At 43.0% G+C, this 17,225-nt stretch carries 13 protein-coding genes; 5 read left to right on the top strand and 8 right to left on the bottom strand.

The window, feature by feature from the left end:
* Positions 1–166 precede the first annotated feature (166 nt).
* From OGM16_10915 to OGM16_10900, 4 genes are all read right to left on the bottom strand, one after another.
* Positions 167–1,336, bottom strand: coding sequence for an IS4 family transposase (locus tag OGM16_10915; GenBank protein ID UYJ45339.1), 1,170 nt, complete (start codon positions 1,334–1,336; stop codon positions 167–169).
* Between the two features lie 330 nt (positions 1,337–1,666).
* The gene (locus OGM16_10910) at positions 1,667–3,256 is read right to left on the bottom strand and encodes a potassium/proton antiporter (GenBank protein ID UYJ45338.1); all 1,590 of its coding nucleotides are present in this window, start codon (positions 3,254–3,256) and stop codon (positions 1,667–1,669) included.
* 134 nt (positions 3,257–3,390) lie between these two features.
* Positions 3,391–4,644: a D-alanyl-D-alanine carboxypeptidase gene (locus tag OGM16_10905; protein ID UYJ45337.1), complete on the bottom strand. Its 1,254-nt coding sequence runs from the start codon at positions 4,642–4,644 to the stop codon at positions 3,391–3,393.
* 160 nt (positions 4,645–4,804) lie between these two features.
* Entirely contained in the window at positions 4,805–5,245 is a 441-nt protein-coding gene (locus OGM16_10900; GenBank protein UYJ45336.1) for an HIT family protein, read from the bottom strand.
* Between the two features lie 147 nt (positions 5,246–5,392).
* Between OGM16_10900 and OGM16_10895 the strand changes: the two genes are divergently transcribed.
* The 3 genes from OGM16_10895 (at position 5,393) to OGM16_10885 (ending at position 8,510) form a co-directional block, all read left to right on the top strand.
* Positions 5,393–6,892: a polysaccharide deacetylase gene (locus tag OGM16_10895; GenBank protein UYJ45335.1), complete on the top strand. Its 1,500-nt coding sequence runs from the start codon at positions 5,393–5,395 to the stop codon at positions 6,890–6,892.
* Between the two features lie 66 nt (positions 6,893–6,958).
* Positions 6,959–7,750 carry an ABC transporter ATP-binding protein gene (locus OGM16_10890; protein UYJ45334.1) on the top strand — a complete coding sequence of 264 codons (792 nt, stop codon included), beginning with the start codon at positions 6,959–6,961 and terminating at the stop codon, positions 7,748–7,750.
* On the top strand, positions 7,728–8,510 hold the full coding sequence (locus OGM16_10885; GenBank protein UYJ45333.1) for an ABC transporter permease: 783 nt from the start codon (positions 7,728–7,730) through the stop codon (positions 8,508–8,510). Before OGM16_10890 ends, OGM16_10885 begins: the two co-directional genes overlap by 23 nt.
* A gap of 165 nt (positions 8,511–8,675) precedes the next feature.
* Here the strand turns inward: OGM16_10885 and nagE are convergent, their stop codons facing one another.
* The gene (gene nagE / locus OGM16_10880; protein ID UYJ45332.1) at positions 8,676–10,133 is read right to left on the bottom strand and encodes an N-acetylglucosamine-specific PTS transporter subunit IIBC; all 1,458 of its coding nucleotides are present in this window, start codon (positions 10,131–10,133) and stop codon (positions 8,676–8,678) included.
* Positions 10,134–10,367: 234 nt separating this feature from the next.
* On the opposite strand from nagE, the gene OGM16_10875 reads away from it, so the two are divergent.
* Positions 10,368–11,549 carry a transposase gene (locus OGM16_10875; GenBank protein UYJ45331.1) on the top strand — a complete coding sequence of 394 codons (1,182 nt, stop codon included), beginning with the start codon at positions 10,368–10,370 and terminating at the stop codon, positions 11,547–11,549.
* A gap of 250 nt (positions 11,550–11,799) precedes the next feature.
* Here OGM16_10875 and OGM16_10870 read toward each other — a convergent pair whose 3' ends face one another.
* The 3 genes from OGM16_10870 to OGM16_10860 form a co-directional block, all read right to left on the bottom strand.
* The gene (locus OGM16_10870; GenBank protein UYJ45330.1) at positions 11,800–12,288 is read right to left on the bottom strand and encodes a PTS glucose transporter subunit IIA; all 489 of its coding nucleotides are present in this window, start codon (positions 12,286–12,288) and stop codon (positions 11,800–11,802) included.
* Between the two features lie 298 nt (positions 12,289–12,586).
* On the bottom strand, positions 12,587–15,163 hold the full coding sequence (locus tag OGM16_10865) for a heavy metal translocating P-type ATPase (protein ID UYJ45329.1): 2,577 nt from the start codon (positions 15,161–15,163) through the stop codon (positions 12,587–12,589).
* A gap of 100 nt (positions 15,164–15,263) precedes the next feature.
* Positions 15,264–15,569: a metal-sensing transcriptional repressor gene (locus tag OGM16_10860; GenBank protein UYJ45328.1), complete on the bottom strand. Its 306-nt coding sequence runs from the start codon at positions 15,567–15,569 to the stop codon at positions 15,264–15,266.
* Between the two features lie 358 nt (positions 15,570–15,927).
* On the opposite strand from OGM16_10860, the gene OGM16_10855 reads away from it, so the two are divergent.
* Entirely contained in the window at positions 15,928–17,181 is a 1,254-nt protein-coding gene (locus OGM16_10855) for a RelA/SpoT domain-containing protein (GenBank protein ID UYJ45327.1), read from the top strand.
* Positions 17,182–17,225 lie beyond the last annotated feature (44 nt).

Below are 17,225 nucleotides of genomic sequence, written 5' to 3'. Positions count from 1 at the left end.
AAAAGAGCAAGTCAATCGGCCAATGTCATTAAGTTAACATTGTATAATAGTTGACTCAAAAATAAAATGGTAGGAGAGTTTTGTACTTTCCTGCCATTTTGCATTTTTAAGCATGCTAATTAGACAGATTTGCATCTGCCTAAAAAATGATTCCATTTTTGTAAATTTATGCTACTCTATATAGGAAACCATGAAAGACTTTGATCGTAAGATTTCTTTTACGATGTCTATCATTCCTTACAGGAATGATATGTCTTGCTATAATGGTTTCTAAATTGGGTGATGTGGCTTTTCCTCTATAGAATAATCTGCACATGTGAGCTGCAATCGAAAAATTGGCTTTATATGTATATTTTCTTTGCTTCTTTTCAATGACTATGTGCGAGGTAATCATTTCTGCAAAGTTATACATAATTAGATGTGCGTATATTTCTTGATGGATACACATCACCTTTTTGGAATGAAAATCTAACATTCCTACAGTATATTTTAAATCTCTAAAAGATGTTTCAATCCCCCATCGTGATGCATACAATTCTCTTAGTTTTTCAGGTGGGTATACATCCTTATCTAAATTTGTAAGTACTGTTTCATAGAGTTCATCTGTCACCTTGAAGCGAACAATTCTGAAATTAAGTTCGTAAAAAACTGCTGGATCATTTTTCTTTGATTTCAGAGGAAGATACTCAAAGGAAGTAGTACTTGGTACGAATTTATAGTAATTTTTTCTTTTGAATAATTCTTTCGTTTCTTTTGTCTGTTTTCGTGTTAATTGCAAGTTTATTTTTTCGTCAAATTCATCACTATCAGGTAAGTCCAAGCCTTGCTTTATTCCATTTTTTCCATCCTTGATTCGTATTAAAAAATACCATCCTTTTTCTTGGATATGTGCCATGTTGTTATATGACTCATAACATCTATCAGCAACAACAAGTGCCTTTGAAATATCTGATCTATCAACCATTTCCTGAAGTGCGGAATGTTCATTCCAATTCAAGCGACCTTGAATAACGGCATCTGTATAAATATGATGTTCTAAATCATACAAAGCATTTAAATGTAAGAGATTATACGGTTTTTGTCCATTACTTCCTGGATGATAGGAAGTGGAATCGCCAGGATTCGTAGCTATTTGAACATCTGAGCCATCAACTGCAAGGATACGAAGCGTATCAGATTTTTTAGTAGTGATTTTTGAGGTGAAACTTTCAAAAATAGTTTTAAATGCATCTGGTTTAATTTTACTTCGTTGCTGTACAAAGGCAGATGCTGAAGGCATTTCAGGTGATGAATCAAACATATCGATTAGTTCATTTGTTAAGCTTTTACTTTCCATCCCTATAATGCCTCGTATAACTGTCTCAAATGATAGTTTGCGTTTTCTAACGAAGCACTTACCAGGATTAAGACAGAATTCATCTGCTCTATCTGAAACGTGACCTCCTTGTAATCAAGATTTACTTAATTACAAGGGCCGCTCTCGCAACTTCTAAATATAATCAGTAGCGAGAGCGGCCACACATTTTTGTGTTCCTGTCAAGCTTTTGATAAAAAAAGACCCCAGTATTATTTTCTAATACTGAGATCTTGATTTGTCATATTAACTTAATGACATTGGTCAATCGGCCTGCTCTTTTTTTCAGTTACAGTTGAACTGTAACTTTTGTCAAAATTTTGCCTGTACCAGCACATCCCCTTCATATACCACAGTATTTCCCGTAGGTATCACCGTTTCTTTTCCTCTCCTTACCATAACGATCAGCGTTCCAGCCTGCATGGAAATACGGCTTAAAGCTTTTCCGCTCCATTTATGATTTTTATCCACAGTGATCTCTCTGAGAGTCATATTTTTCCGGTCCTCAAACTCCTCTGCTGCCGCGATCATCAGATCACCGGCTTTCAGACAGGTATCCCCATTGGGAACCAGCACTTCTTTTCCACGGATCAGCAGTACCACCAGAAGCTTAGGGGGCAATGTGATCTCCTTTAGACATTTTCCCACATAAGGATGCTGCCCATAGAGATGAAATTTTACGAAGCTGATACTTTCTTCCTCCTGATAATCATTAAAAGTACGACGCACATCTGCATTTTCATCAATCATCTGAAATTTTGCCGATATCCATGGAAGCAGCGTTCCCTGAATGGAAATAGACAACAATACAATACAAAATACCAGATTAAAAAGATTATATCCAAGATGGACCTGGCGCAGGACTACATAGATAGCAAATACAATGGAGGCAACGCCACGCAGCCCGGCCCATGATACCAGACCAATCTGGCCTTTTGAGGATCTGAAACCAGCTAAAAGCGCTGCCACAGACACCGGACGGCCTACAAAAGTAAGGAAGATCATGATCACCAGAGAGGGAAGTATCACCTGAGGCAGCTCACTGGGAGTTACCAGAAGTCCCAGCAGGAAAAAGATCATCATCTGGGCCACACCTGTGAGTACATCAAAAAACAGCACCATATCCCGTTTATGGGGGAGATAGGAATTTCCCAGGATAATACCGCACAGATACACACTTAAATATCCGTTGCCACCGATCATGGAAGGCACCGTATAGGCCAGTATGGCTGCTGCAAATACCAGTATGGTCTTTCCCTGGGCAATGTCAAAATCCACCTGGTTTAAAACAACTGCTGTGGATTTTCCAAACAGCACACCGCAGCCAATACCGAAAAACACCTGAAAAAACAGCATGGATCCTATATTTACAGACTGTCCCGTAAGAACTGCTGTGAGGATCACTGTCAGCATATAAGAGACCGGGTCATTGGAACCAGACTCCATTTCCAGCAAGGAGGCTGTATTTTCCTTCAGGTTCAGGTTTTTGGAACGAAGGATGTTAAATACAGATGCCGCATCTGTAGAGCCGATCACTGATGCCACCAGAAAACTTTCAAGCAGAGGAAGTTTTAACACCAGATGGATAAAAATTCCCGTGATCCCGGCTGTTAGAAGAACTCCTGCACTGGAAAGCAGTACCGCTCTTGATACAACTGGCTTTGCCTCTTTGATATTAGTTCCAAAACCACCATAAAACATAATAAAGATCAGGCTGACAGAACAGATCAGCTCGCTGAACTGGTAATCATCAAAAGAAATCTTAAAAATCCCATCTACACCAAAACACATTCCCAAAAGAATAAATGCAAGCAGGGATGGGACTCCCATTTTGTCGATCAGGCGGCCTGACAGGATGCAGATCACGATCACAATTCCTGTAAGCAGTAAAATCTGGTTCATAGCTTTCCCCTTTCTCCCGGATGTACTAGTACATCATTTTCGAAATACTAATACATTATGAAAGGTATTATATCTGTGAAGAAAACATTCCGTCAAATCAATTGCCTGGTATTTTCTGCATTTTAACAGTATCTTTATGCAGCTGTCCGGCGAATACTGATCCAGCTTTTAAAAACCTTCTGCAAATGATCCCTATATCCCGCCCGTTCTACTGCTTCTGCAGCCGTAACAGGAAGCTCTCCCAGCTTTTCCCCGTTAAAATAATAGGCGATCACACCGGCGCGGGTTCCCGGTGCTACCGGGGCTTCCAGCTTTTCTGCCAGCTCCAGCTTTTTTTCGATCTTTCCCAGGTCTTCTCCTTCTGTGCTAAGCCAGGAAAATGTTCCTTCTGCCTGCAGTGGCACCAGATCCTTTACTCCTCCTGCAACAGACATTTGTGGAAGAGGCAGTTTTTCTTTATCCTCATAGAGCCTGCAGGTGGCATAGCCGAAGCTTAAAAGATTTCTGGCGTCAGAAAAACGTGCCTTGTAGTCCGGTGCTGCCATGATCACTGCGATAAGGCGGACTCCGTCTTTTTGCGCTGTGGCAGAAAGACAGTATTTTGCCCTGGAAGTAGAACCGGTTTTTAAGCCTGTAACCTGAAAATCTACTGCCATTTTCAATAATTTATTGGTATTTGCAAGACCGAATTCCTTGGTTCCCTGACGGGTCACATGCGTGATATTTTCCATCCAGATCGTAGAATAATTATGTATTTCCGGGTAACAGTTGATCAGCTCCCGGCTCATAATGGCAATATCCCTTGCCGTAGTCAGATGATCCGGATCCTCTGTCAGCCCGCAGCAGTCTGTAAAATGGGTGTTCATCATCCCCAGGCCTTCTGCCCTCTTATTCATAGCATCCACAAAGGCCTCTTCTGTCCCTGAAATATACTCTGCCATAGCCACCGAAGCATCATTTCCAGAGGCGATCACAATACATTTGATCAGTGTTTCTACTGTCTGTACTTCTCCTTCTTCCAAAAACACCTGGGAACCGCCCATGGATTTTGCATAGGCACTTGTAGTCACCTGATCTGTCATTTTTATCTTTCCATCTTTTAGGGCATCAAAGATCAGAAGAAGGGTCATTATCTTAGTCACACTGGCCGGACTGCGTTTTTCATCTGCCTCTTTTTCAAATAATATCTTACCTGTAGATGCTTCCATTAAAATAGCGGACGGTGCATGAACACAAACCGCCTGGATATTTGTGTTTACAGGCACTGATACCGGTATTATAGGTTCTGCACCACAGACTGTATACAGGCTGCTTATTACCAGAATACATACTGTCAGGCATAGCCCCATCCACCTGCAAAGTTTTCTCTTTTTCCAATTCTTTGCCATACATTCCTCTTTTACAGCTGCGCCGCGTCTTTTCTTCTTTATAAAATATGAAGAAAACTCTGATTTATGGCAATAAAAAAACTGTCTCCAGTATTTTCGCACTGAAAACAGCCTTATTTCTGACTTTTTATAATTTTATAAACTTCTTACTAACTATCTTTTAAACTTCCTTTAATGCCTGGCGGATAGCCTCTGCCATCTCTTCATACTCTGCATCTGTAAGAATAGTCCTACCGCTGTTCATCTCAAATGTGCTGCCCCATTCTTCGCCGCCTTTGTATTTAGGAACGATGTGGAAATGTAAATGATGTCCGGTATCACCGTATGCGCCATAGTTTACCTTATCCGGATTGAATACTTTGTGAATAGCTCTTGCAACCTTTGCAACATCTGCAAAATAATCATTTCTCTCTTCATCAGTCAGTTCGATCAATTCGCTGACATGTTTTTTATGAGCTAAGATCACTCTTCCTCTTTTGCTCTGCTCCTTGAACACATACAGCTTGCCTGTTTTCATCTCGCAGCATGGATAACCAAACTTAGCTAACAGTTCTCCCTCTACACAATATGCGCAATTTGGATCTTTAACCATTTCTCCCATTTTTTAGAACCTCACATTCTGTTAGATTTAATTCATTTTTAGAATACCACTCTGGTATTAAAAAATCAACAAAAAGCAGGTTATGATATACTCAGATAGTCTGTTTTATGTTATACTCTTTATAAACAAACATCATAGGAGTATTTTATGAGCAATTTAAATTTCCGGAAGCAGCGCAACCACAGAGGATTTTTCTTCCGCCTGTCCCGTCACCTTCCTACCTTTATATTACTTTTAGTCATCGCCCTTCTGCTTGGGGGCGGTATTTTTGCCTTTTCGCACTTTGTTTTAAAACAGAAGCCCGGATCATTGCCAGCTTCGGCCACTGCCTCTGAGGCAAACCGCAAACCAGATAAGGACAAGCCTTCCACTGCACAAGAACCAGATCCCATTGACACATTGATCGCACAGGCAGATCGTCTGGCCAAAGGATACGATTATGACAAGGCCATGGAACTTTTGCAGCAGGATGCTTCTCTTGCAGCTGACTCCCGTATAGAGGAAGCAGTTTCCACTTATCAGTCTGAAAAGGATGCCCTGGTTCCAGCTGATGTAAAAAATGTGACCCATGTATTTTTCCACTCTCTGATCATGGATACAGCAAAAGCTTTTGATGGAGATTCCCGTTCAGGGGGATATAACTCCGTTATGACCACAAAAGATGAATTTTTAAAGATCTTAGATGCCCTTTACAATGACGGCTACGTTCTGGTGCGCATCCATGATATTGCCTATGAAACCAGCGATGAAAATGGAAATCCTGTATTCACCTGGGGAAATATCATGCTTCCGGAAGGAAAGAAGCCTATTGTCATGTCCCAGGATGATGTGTGCTACTACCCATATATGGACGGAGATGGCTTTGCAAGCAAGATCATCATTGGTGAGGACGGACGGCCTTCCTGTGAAATGAAAATGGAGGACGGAACAGTTTCTGCCGGCTCTTATGATCTGGTTCCGATTTTAAATGACTTTATTGATGAACATCCGGATTTCTCCTATAAAGGAGCCAAAGCTATTATCGCCCTTACTGGTTATGAGGGCATCTTTGGCTACCGCACTGCTTCTTCCTACAGCGAAAGCCCGGATTATGAAAGGGAACGGGAACAGGCTGCTAAAGTAGCACAGTGTCTGCGGGATGACGGCTGGGAACTGGCAAGCCATAGCTGGGGGCATTTATGGATGGGCGTTTCCGGAAACCCTGAAAAGCCTTACAAAATCAGCGATGAGCGTTTCTATACAGATACCGATAAATGGGAAAATGAAGTAAAATCCCTTATCGGACCTACAGATATTTACATTTATCCAAATGGAAACGACATTGCAGACTGGCACCCTTATACAGAGGAAAATTACCGTTACCAGTACCTTGCTTCCAAGGGCTTCCGCTATTTCTGCAATGTGGATGCCAGCAAGCCGGCCTGGATCCAGATGGGACATGATTACCTGCGTATGGCAAGAAGAAACTTAGACGGATACCGCCTGTATGAAGATATGATCCAGGAAGATCCTGCAAAGAAGCGCTTAAGTGACTTATTTGACTCTTCCCAGATCTTTGACACATCCCGTCCTACTCCGGTCACCTGGAATTACGGACAGACGCAGAATGAAACACCTGCTAACGAAACAACTGCAGCACAGCAGTAAAACCGCTGCAAACATTTTTCCATTTTCTGCGTATATTAAATCAAGAATGAACTTTGGGGTATCTTTATGAAACCCAAACTGCAGGTTTGCAGGGTCAGCTTTTCCTACCACAGTAAACATAAGGAAACGCTGGCCCTTTCTGATATTTCTTTTACTGTGGAGCACGGGGAATTTGTAGCCATTCTAGGCCCTTCCGGCTGTGGAAAATCCACTCTTTTATCCCTTATTTGCGGCCTTGACGAACCGGAAGCCGGTGCCATCTTCCTGGATGGGGAACTTCTGGAAAAAAATCCGGGAAATGCTTTTCATATCGGCTACATGTTCCAGAAAGACCAGCTGTTTGAATGGCGGGATATTCTTTCTAATGTCTCACTTGGACTGGAGATCCAGCATCAGCTGACAGATGACCGGAAAAAAGAACTGTCTGCCATGCTTTCTGATTATGGACTTGCCGGTTTTGAACATGCAAAGCCTTCTGCTCTCTCCGGCGGCATGCGCCAGAGAGCCGCCCTTATACGCACCCTGGCCCTAAAACCGGACCTGCTCTTACTAGATGAGCCTTTTTCTGCTCTTGATCATCAGAATAGGCTTACTGTATGCGATGATATCAGCTCTATTTTAAGAAAAACTAACAAAACAGCTGTTCTGGTCACACACGACCTGTCAGAAGCCATCAGTTTTGCCGACCGTATTATCGTCCTCACTCCAAGACCGGGGCGTATCCGCGCTGTTCTGTCTGTTTCATTTCCTGATGATATGAATACTCCTTTAAAACGGCGCAACTGCCCGGAATTTTCCCATTATTTTGATCTTTTGTGGAAGGAGCTGAAAACAGATGACCAGACAGCAGGAATATGAAGCAAAGCTTTTAAGAGAAGCCAGACAGATCAAATTATGCCGTATCATCCTTTTTATCCTTTTTCTGTCCCTGTGGGAGCTGACGGCTTCTTTAGGAATGATCAACCGTTTTATATTCAGCTGCCCCTCCCAGATCCTTTTGTGTCTGTTTCACATGTTTTTGGATAAAAGCCTTTTTCTCCACACCGGAGTCACATTGACCGAAACCCTGGTAAGCTTCTTTTTGTGTACCCTGATCAGCCTTATCACAGCCCTTTTTCTCTGGTCAGATCCTCTTGCTGCCCAGGTGTTTGAGCCTTTTTTAGTTCTATTAAACAGCCTTCCAAAATCTGCTCTGGCACCCCTTCTCCTTGTATGGCTTGGAAGCCGTATGCGCATGGTGGTAACTGCTGCTGTTTCCATTGCTGTTTTTGGCTCTGTCATGACTTTATATACAGGCTTTAACCAAATGGATCATGATAAGATCCGGCTGATTTTTTCTCTGGGAGGCAGTAAAAAAGATGTACTTACCAAAGTTCTCCTTCCCGGCAGTCTTCCTCTGCTTATGAGTACCATGAAAGTAAACATCGGGCTCTGTCTGGTAGGTGTGATCATCGGTGAATTTTTAAGTGCCAAAGCAGGCCTTGGCTATCTTATCACTTATGCATCCCAGACCTTTGAAATGACAAAACTGATGAGTGCCCTGATCATTTTATGCCTGCTTTCATGGATATTGTATCAGGGAGTAACTATACTGGAAAAAAGACTGCGTTCCTGGTAAAAATAATAAACTGCCGTTCCTGGTAAAAATACCTCTTATGCATCCGGCACTTAAACAATGAAAACAGAAAGGCTGAAAAAAACCGCCGCAAAAAAGGCTGTTCTCACCTTTATGCGGCGGCTCATTTTTCTAAGCGGTGATATCACCGTCAGGTAACATGTACGTTTACTTGCAAAGCTTCTTAAATTCATCTGCTACGAACTGTACCTGGGTTCCGATGATAACCTGGACAGCAGTCTTGCTTGGACGTATCACGCCTGCAACACCTGCTGACTTGATCACCTTTTCATTAACCTTTGTATAATCCTTTACTTCCAGACGTAATCTGGTAATGCAGTTGTCAATGGAAGTTACATTTTCAGGACCGCCAACGCCTTCCAAAACGATTTTTGCAACGGAGGTGTAATCATTGTTTGCCAGAGTTGCCTTTAACTCTTCTGCATCATCATCTTCCCGTCCCGGTGTCTTTAAATTGAACTTTGTAATAGCGAAACGGAATACGATATAATAAAGAACGCCAACTGCGATACCTACCGGGATCAGCAGCCATGGATTTTCTGCAAGTGGCGTAAAGGAACTAAGTACCATATCAACAGCACCGCCTGAGAAGGAGAAGCCTGCACGGATCGGCAGGGCAACGGTGATGCCTGCTGTAATACCTGCTAACAGGGCATGCACTACATACAGCCCTGGAGCCAGGAACATAAAGGAAAACTCAATTGGTTCTGTAACACCTGTAAAGAAAGAACAGAAAGCTGCAGAAGCTAAAAGTCCGTAAACCATTTTCTTCTTAGCAGGTTTTGCTGTCTGATACATAGCGATGCAGGCTGCTGGAAGACCAAACATCATAAATGGGAAGAATCCGGTCATATACATACCTGTCTGTCCGTAAACACCGGTATTGCCCCAGAATTTGCTCAGGTCACTGATTCCTGCAACATCAAACCAGAATACAGAGTTTAACGCATGATGCAGGCCAAATGGGATCAGAAGCCGGTTAAAGAATGCATAGATACCTGCTCCAACAGCACCCATTCCGATAAATGCTTCGCCTAATGCTACCAGACCACCGTAAACCAGAGGCCATACTACAAACAGGACTAAAGCTGCAACTATGGAATAAATAGCTGTAAAGATCGCAACTGCTCTCTTGCCGCTGAAGAATGCCAGTGCATCCGGCAGTTTAACAGTCTTATATTTGTTGTAGCATGCAGAACCGATAAGACCGGAAAGAATACCAACGAACTGGTTGATGATCTTACCAAATGCAGGCGCTGCCTCATGTCCGGTAATACCGGCAACAGCACCGGGACTTAACAGTGTGGTGATCATATACATAGATACAAGACCTGCCAGACCTGCTGTTCCATCTGAATCATCTGCCATACCTACGCCTACACCTACCGCGAACAGCCAGGACATATTATCGATCAATGCTCCCCCCGCTTTGATCAGAAACAGTCCGATAGAGTACGATAAGCCTCCTGCGGTAAATCCCTGAACCTCACCTGCCATAGCTGCCGGTGCCAGGATGTATCCGATACCCATAAGGATACCGCACACTGGCAGACACGCCACTGGAAGCATCAATGACTTACCAAGTTTCTGAAAAAACTTCATCATAACTAAAAACCCCTTTCTTTTCAGGGATTTCGCTTTTAAGATAAAAAGTTCCCCGTTTTGCAAGGGATCCATCTGGCAGAACGGGGAATTCTCATATTGAATAAAAAGTTACTGTTTTTTCTGCATAAGCAATCAAAAAGGACACCTTTTATTGTATAATTATGTTACCCACAAAACAACACGAAAGAAGGTGTCCTTAATGAAAAATTAGCATTAAAGAAGCTGCTAACTTATATGAAAAGTGTATATAAAATCCCGGAGAAAATCAAGGGGTTATCGGACAAAAGAAAAAGAAGAACGATCCCATTATTTAATATCGTCATGCCGGCACTGCTCTTTCTGATGCTGCAGTATGAGAGTTTTCATACAGTTTTTTCTGCGCCTGAAAGTATGGGAAAACGATTGAAAAACTGCATACATGGAAAAATACCTAAAATTGATGCGGTCCGTGACCTTCTTACCCAGATAGATCCAGATGAGATCCGTGAGATCCACGACCAGACGATCGATATCATAAAAAGCAACCGTGTATTTCGGGAAGGGACTATAGGTGGATATGTTGTAGCCGGTATCGATGGAGTGGAATTGTTCAACAGCACAAAAAAGTCCTGTTCGGACTGCCTTAGCCGGAAAAACCGTGCAGGTGAAACAGAATATTTCCACCGGAGCGTGGTCTGTATGACAGTAGGAAAAACGCCACATGTAATCCTGGGCCAGGAAATGTTAAAACCGAGGGACGGAGCGGAAAAAGATGAAGGAGAACTGACAGGAGGAAAAAAGCTGATCAGACGTCTGAAGGAAAGACACGGACATTTCGCAGATGTGATCGTAGCAGATGCGCTGTATCTGAATGCCCCATTTATCAATACGATAAAAGAGTGCGGACTGGATGCGGTGATCCGACTAAAAGATGAACGAAGGGAACTGTTTCAGGATGCGGAAAGCCTGTTTAAGCGGGATGAGGGGAAAAAAAGGTCGTTTACCTGTGGAAAAAAGAATATAGAAGTCTGGGATCTTTCAGGATTTGAGATAGATAATAGTCCCCATAAGCTTCGTGTGATCCGATATCATGAAAGCTGGAAAGAAAACGAACGCCGGATGTGGCTGGTAACGACTCTGGATCAAGGGGAACCTCGGGTTTTATGGGAGATGATGAACCGAAGATGGGATATAGAAGAGAATGGATTCCACCAGTTGAAAACGTATTATCACGCAAAACATTGCTATTGCCATGCAGCAACAGAAGTAATATTTGATCTGATGATCATCGGCTTCAACATGAGAGAATTATACCTGTATCGCCGTATTCAAAGATTTAAAGAAAGTGGAATCAGCCGAAAAAGTGTGAACCGGAAGTTTTGTGATGAGCTATTATTGGAAAAAGTAAAAAGTATCTTGTATGAAAAGGGCGGATAGTCTGTCAGTGGGAAAATAAAAACAGGCGCTTTGAAATGAGCTAAATTTAACTAAGGGGGGACGTTGTGCGCATTCAGCTATTCAGGAAGCAAAAGAGAAAATAAGCGTGAGAGGGGCACTATTTATAAATATACAGTGCTAAAAGCGAAATCCCTGCTTTCTTTTGATGCCGGCAGACATCTGCCCCCGGCTGATTTATTTGAACCCCTCTCCTGGTTTCAAATCCCCTTTCTATCCACGTTGATGATCATTACAGCGTAATGATCTCATCCATGACTTTTACTGTTTTTCCCGGGTGACATACCATATCCGGGAAATCAGAAACATTGCAGACGATCACCGGTGTGATCACATCATAACCAGCTGCCTTGATCTGCTCTATATCTGCTGTGATCAGCAGGTCGCCTGCTTTTACTGTGTCTCCCTGTTTTACATGGGTAGTAAAGAACTGCCCCTTTAGATTTACAGTATCTAAACCAATATGGACGATCACATCTGCGCCGCTTTCTGTACGGATGCTCACTGCATGGCCGGTTTCAAACAGAACTGTCACTTCACCGGATGCCGGCGCCCTGAATTCATTTTCAGCAGGCTGTATTGCAACACCTTTTCCTAAAATCTCCTGCGCAAAAGCCGGGTCAGGAACTTCACTTAAAGGTACTGCCTGACCTGCAACCGGCGCCAGGATCTGCTCCTTTTCTTTTTTGGAACCGAACAATTTTTTAATTCCCTGAAACATGATGATTTCCCCCTTATAGATCACAAATCATACTCGTCATATATTTTGGTTCTCTGATACCGGATTGCTGCGTACTCTGCACTCCCGCGATCCTATGTTTATAAATAACAAAAACCAACTTTGAACACATATCTACATATAGAAATATCATTCAAAATTGGTTTTGCATGTTGCCTTAAAGCAACCAATATTGTCAATAATGTAACGATATAATCATAATATCATCATTATCACCATTAGTCAATGCACTTTCTTACGGTTTTTGTTGATTTTGCCCAAAAACATGTTTTTTTATTGCTTACTGAACAGACACTACCTTATAATCCTTATCTTCTACTGCCTTTGTAAGAACGGCATTGTCTACATCCATTTCCAAGGTTACAACAGCTGTTCCTTTTTCGTGGCTTACTTCTGCGCCTGCTACACCGTCTAATGCTTCCAGAGCCTTCTTAACAGCTGCCTCACAGTGTCCGCACATCATTCCCTCAATTTTCATTGTCTTTGTCATGGTCATATTCTCCTTTTTTGTTTCTGTATTTATTTCTGCCGCAGCAACCACTTTTCCTGCCGGAACAGCTGCTTTGCGGCGGATCTTCTTATCTTTGCGGCTGTCTTTGACATTCAGTAAATTCAGCCTTAACGCATTGGTCACAACGCAGAAGCTGGATAAGCTCATGGCTGCGGCGCCAAACATCGGGTTTAACTTCCACCCAAAAACAGGGATCCAGATACCTGCTGCAAGAGGGATCCCGATCACATTGTAGAAAAAGGCCCAGAACAGATTTTCATGTATGTTTCTAAGAGTTCCGCGGCTTAAACGGATTGCTGCAGGCACATCGCTTAAACGGCTCTTTACCAAGACTACATCTGCTGCATCAATAGCAACATCTGCACCAGCACCAATGGCAATTCCCATATCAGCCCTTGTAAGAGCAGGGGCATCATTAATACCGTCACCTACCATAGCAACTTTGCCCTGTTCCTTTAGCTTGCGGATGACTTCCTCTTTTCCATCCGGAAGAACACCTGCGATCACCCGGTCTACGCCAGCCTGACGGCCAATGGCTTTGGCTGTGCGTTCATTGTCACCAGTCAGCATAACTACTTCGATGCCCATATCCTGCAGTTCTTTTACTGCCTGTGAACTGTCTGCTCTTATCACATCAGCAACTGCGATCATACCCATAAGTATACCATTTTTCAGGAACATCAGGGGAGTTTTTCCCTCTTCTGCCAGTTTTTCTGCCTGGTTTCTGATCTTTTCCGGGATCTTCGTCTGGCTCTGGGCAAATTTCAGGCTGCCGCCTTTTACATCTGCATCCCCCACTTTTCCTTCCAGGCCATTTCCGGGAAGTGCCTTAAATCCAGTAACCGTAAGCTGTTTTGTCTGCTTTTCTTCCCCGTAAGCTACGATCGCCTTTGCCAGTGGATGCTCACTTTTGCTTTCCAGTGAATATGCTGATCGTAACAGTTCTTCTTTAGAATATCCATCTGCTGCCAGTACATCTGTTACCTTTGGCTCACCGCTGGTGATCGTTCCTGTTTTATCTAATACTGCGATCTCAACTTTTCCAGTTTCTTCCAGAGAAACAGCAGTCTTAAAAAGGATACCGTTCTTAGCGCCCACACCATTTCCTACCATAATAGCAACAGGCGTGGCAAGTCCTAAAGCACACGGACAACTGATGACCAGAACAGAAATGCCTCTTGCAAGGGCAAAACCGACGCTTTCCCCAGCGATCAGCCATGCGATCACAGTAACAACTGCAATGGAGATAACTGCAGGAACGAAAATGCCGGAAACCTTATCTGCTACTTTGGCAATGGGTGCCTTGGTAGCTGCCGCATCACTGACCATACGGATGATCTGTGAAAGTGTAGTATCTTCACCTACACGGGTGGATTCACAGCGGATAAAACCAGACTGGTTAATGGTGGCTGCGAAAACACGGTCTCCTGCCTGCTTATCTACAGGAATACTTTCACCAGTAAGAGCCGCTTCGTTTACCGCGCTGTTTCCTTCCAATACAATACCATCAACAGGTATGTTTTCACCAGGCCGGACAACAAATATATCTCCGGTACATACCTGCTCAACAGGTACTTCAGTCTCTTTTCCATCTCTTTCTATTATAGCGCTTTTGGGTGACAGTTTCATCAGGCTCTTTAATGCATCCGTTGTTTTTCCCTTAGAACGGGCCTCTAACATTTTTCCCACTGTGATCAGTGTCAGGATCATCGCAGCAGACTCAAAATAGAATTCGTGCATATAACCCATAACAGCCTCTGCGTCCCCCTTATGCTGGGCATAGGTCATGGCAAACAAAGCATATGAGCTGTATCCGAAAGATGCAAAAGATCCTAAAGCTACTAAAGTGTCCATATTGGGAGCACCATGGAACAGGCTCTTAAAACCGTTGATAAAGAACTTCTGATTTATGATCATAATGATCACGGTAAGATACAGCTGTACCAGCCCCATCATCACATGATTGCCATCCATAAATGCCGGCAGCGGCCAGTTCCACATCATATGTCCCATAGAAAAATACATAAGGACAAGTAAGAATCCTGCCGAATATAGCAAACGTTTCTTTAAAATGGGTGTTTCATGGTCTGTAAGGGCTTCTTCGGAAGCTGCAGCGCTGTTTGCCGGGCCTTTTTTTTCACTTTCCCCATCTTTGGCAGATGCACCATAACCTGCATCTACTACTGCTTTTATGATCTCCTGGTCTGTGGCGTTTCCTTCCACCCCCATAGAATTAGTCAAAAGGCTGACTGAGCAGGAAGTTACTCCTGGCACCTTAGAAACTGCCTTTTCTACACGGGCGCTGCATGCTGCACAGCTCATTCCCGTTACTGTATACTGTTTCACTGTACTGTTGTCTCCTTTCTATATCCACCCAGATTCTCCGTGCTGCTGCACTGCGCTACCTGCTGTCGTAGAACGGATCCGCTGATTTTTACTATACCCATTACCTCATCAGCTTCTGCAAGGTGGTCACAAGTTCATCGATCACTTCGTCTTTTCCTGCTCTTATATCTTCTGCCACACAGGTTCTGATATGATTTGCAAGAAGAACCTTATTAAAACTGTTTAATGCTGCATTGGCAGCTGCTACCTGTACCAGTATTTCCGGACAATAAGCATCTTTTTCCACCATGCCTTTGATTCCACGTATCTGGCCTTCAATACGGTTCAGCCGATGAATCAGGTCTTTATATTCCTTTTCAGACCGCTCCTTGGTTTTATGGTGGCAGCAACACTTTTCTTCTTCCATAAACCTTCCTGTCTTTCCCTTTTATTTTCCCCACCTTTTCACTGGGAATATATGCATTATATACCCCACCAGGGTATATTGTCAAGTGGGCTGCCTGCACATTTTTTCTCATTAGGCTGCTTACACATTTTTCCCAGCATTACCGGTCATGCAGCTTATGGACCGCAACATTTTTCAATACTACTTTTACACGGATACTAACAGATACTATATTCATGATGTGCTCTTTCTTGCAGACCTTACTGTCCTGTGTTATGATAGTCTATAATGACAATAATCCTGATTTTGTGAAAATATTTCTTGCAAAAAAGATGCAGAAAGACTCCGGGAGAACATCGTACTGCAAAGGAGGAACTCTATGGATTTAATCAATCAATTTATCGAAAACTATAAAAAGAAGCTTACTTTTTATGAAAATCTTGGACGTATCTCTTCTTCCCAGTTAGAAGATGCCTTACAGTCTGCCGGTATCCGTGCCATGGTCACTTACAGGATCAAAAATCCGGGACGTTTAAAAAGCAAGGTGCTGCGCAGAAATGCCAAACGGAGCATTCCCTATAAAAACATGAAGGAAATTTATGAAGATATTGCAGATCTGTGCGGAATCCGTGTTTCCCTTTACTTCCCCGGAGACCGTGTAAAGGTAGATTCCCTGATCAGCGACCTGTTCCAGATTATTGAACGCAAACAGTTCCCGGAGCAGTCAAAGCCGCCTACCTACAATAAACGTTTTTCCGGTTACTGGGCCAATCATTATCGTATCCACCTGAAAGAAGATATGGTACAGCCTTCAGAAAAACGATACTGCGCCGCAAAAATAGAGATCCAGGTAGCTTCCGTTCTGATGCATGCATGGTCCGAGGTGGAACATGACCTGATCTACAAGCCTATGCAGGGAACACTTTCTGAAGAAGAGTTAGCTATTTTAGACGAATTAAACGGACTGGTGCTTACCGGTGAGATTGCCTTAGAACGTCTCCAAGCCGCCGGAAATGAAAGGATCCAGAACAGCCAGGCTACCTTTGCCAACCAGTTTGAGCTTGCATCTTATTTATACAATTATTTAAGCAACAACTTCCTTCCGGAAGATATTAAGCTTCGTATGGGAAATATTGAACTGCTGTTCCGTTTTTTAAGCAGTTTGAAGATATTACGTGCTAAGGATATTGGTCCCATTGTAAAGTCCGTAAAATTTGAAAAAGATAAGCGTACCATTTCCCAGCAGATCATTGACCAGATCATCAGTGGAAATGAAAAGAAATACCAGGCATACCAGAAGCTGCACTCTGATGATTCCAATTTAAGTGCAGAGCATCAGGAAGCGATCAACTATTTCTTTACCCAGTGGGTACCTCTTGAAAACCTGCTAAACCGTGTGACCAAGCGCAGTTCCCGGTCTGTAAGTGTGTTTAATATCAATGCCTTAAAACGTTTAGACGTACTGGATAAGGAATGTATCAACCAGATCGCCTTTTTGCGAAAAATGCGCAATTCCCTGATCCATGATATTGAGATACCGGATGCCTCTTACATCAGGGAGCAGGGGGAAGAAGCAAAAGCCCTGAGGGAAAAACTTACAGCATTATTAGATACAAAAACAGCAGAGGGGTGAACTTCCTCTGCTGTTCTTATCAGTTTTTATCCATCGAAACCTTT

The sequence above is a fragment of the Lachnospiraceae bacterium genome, from assembly GCA_025758065.1.
Taxonomy (GTDB): Bacteria; Bacillota; Clostridia; order Lachnospirales; family Lachnospiraceae; genus Enterocloster.
The sequence above is the reverse complement of the archived record's forward strand: the minus strand, read 5'-3'. Positions and strand labels throughout refer to the sequence as shown.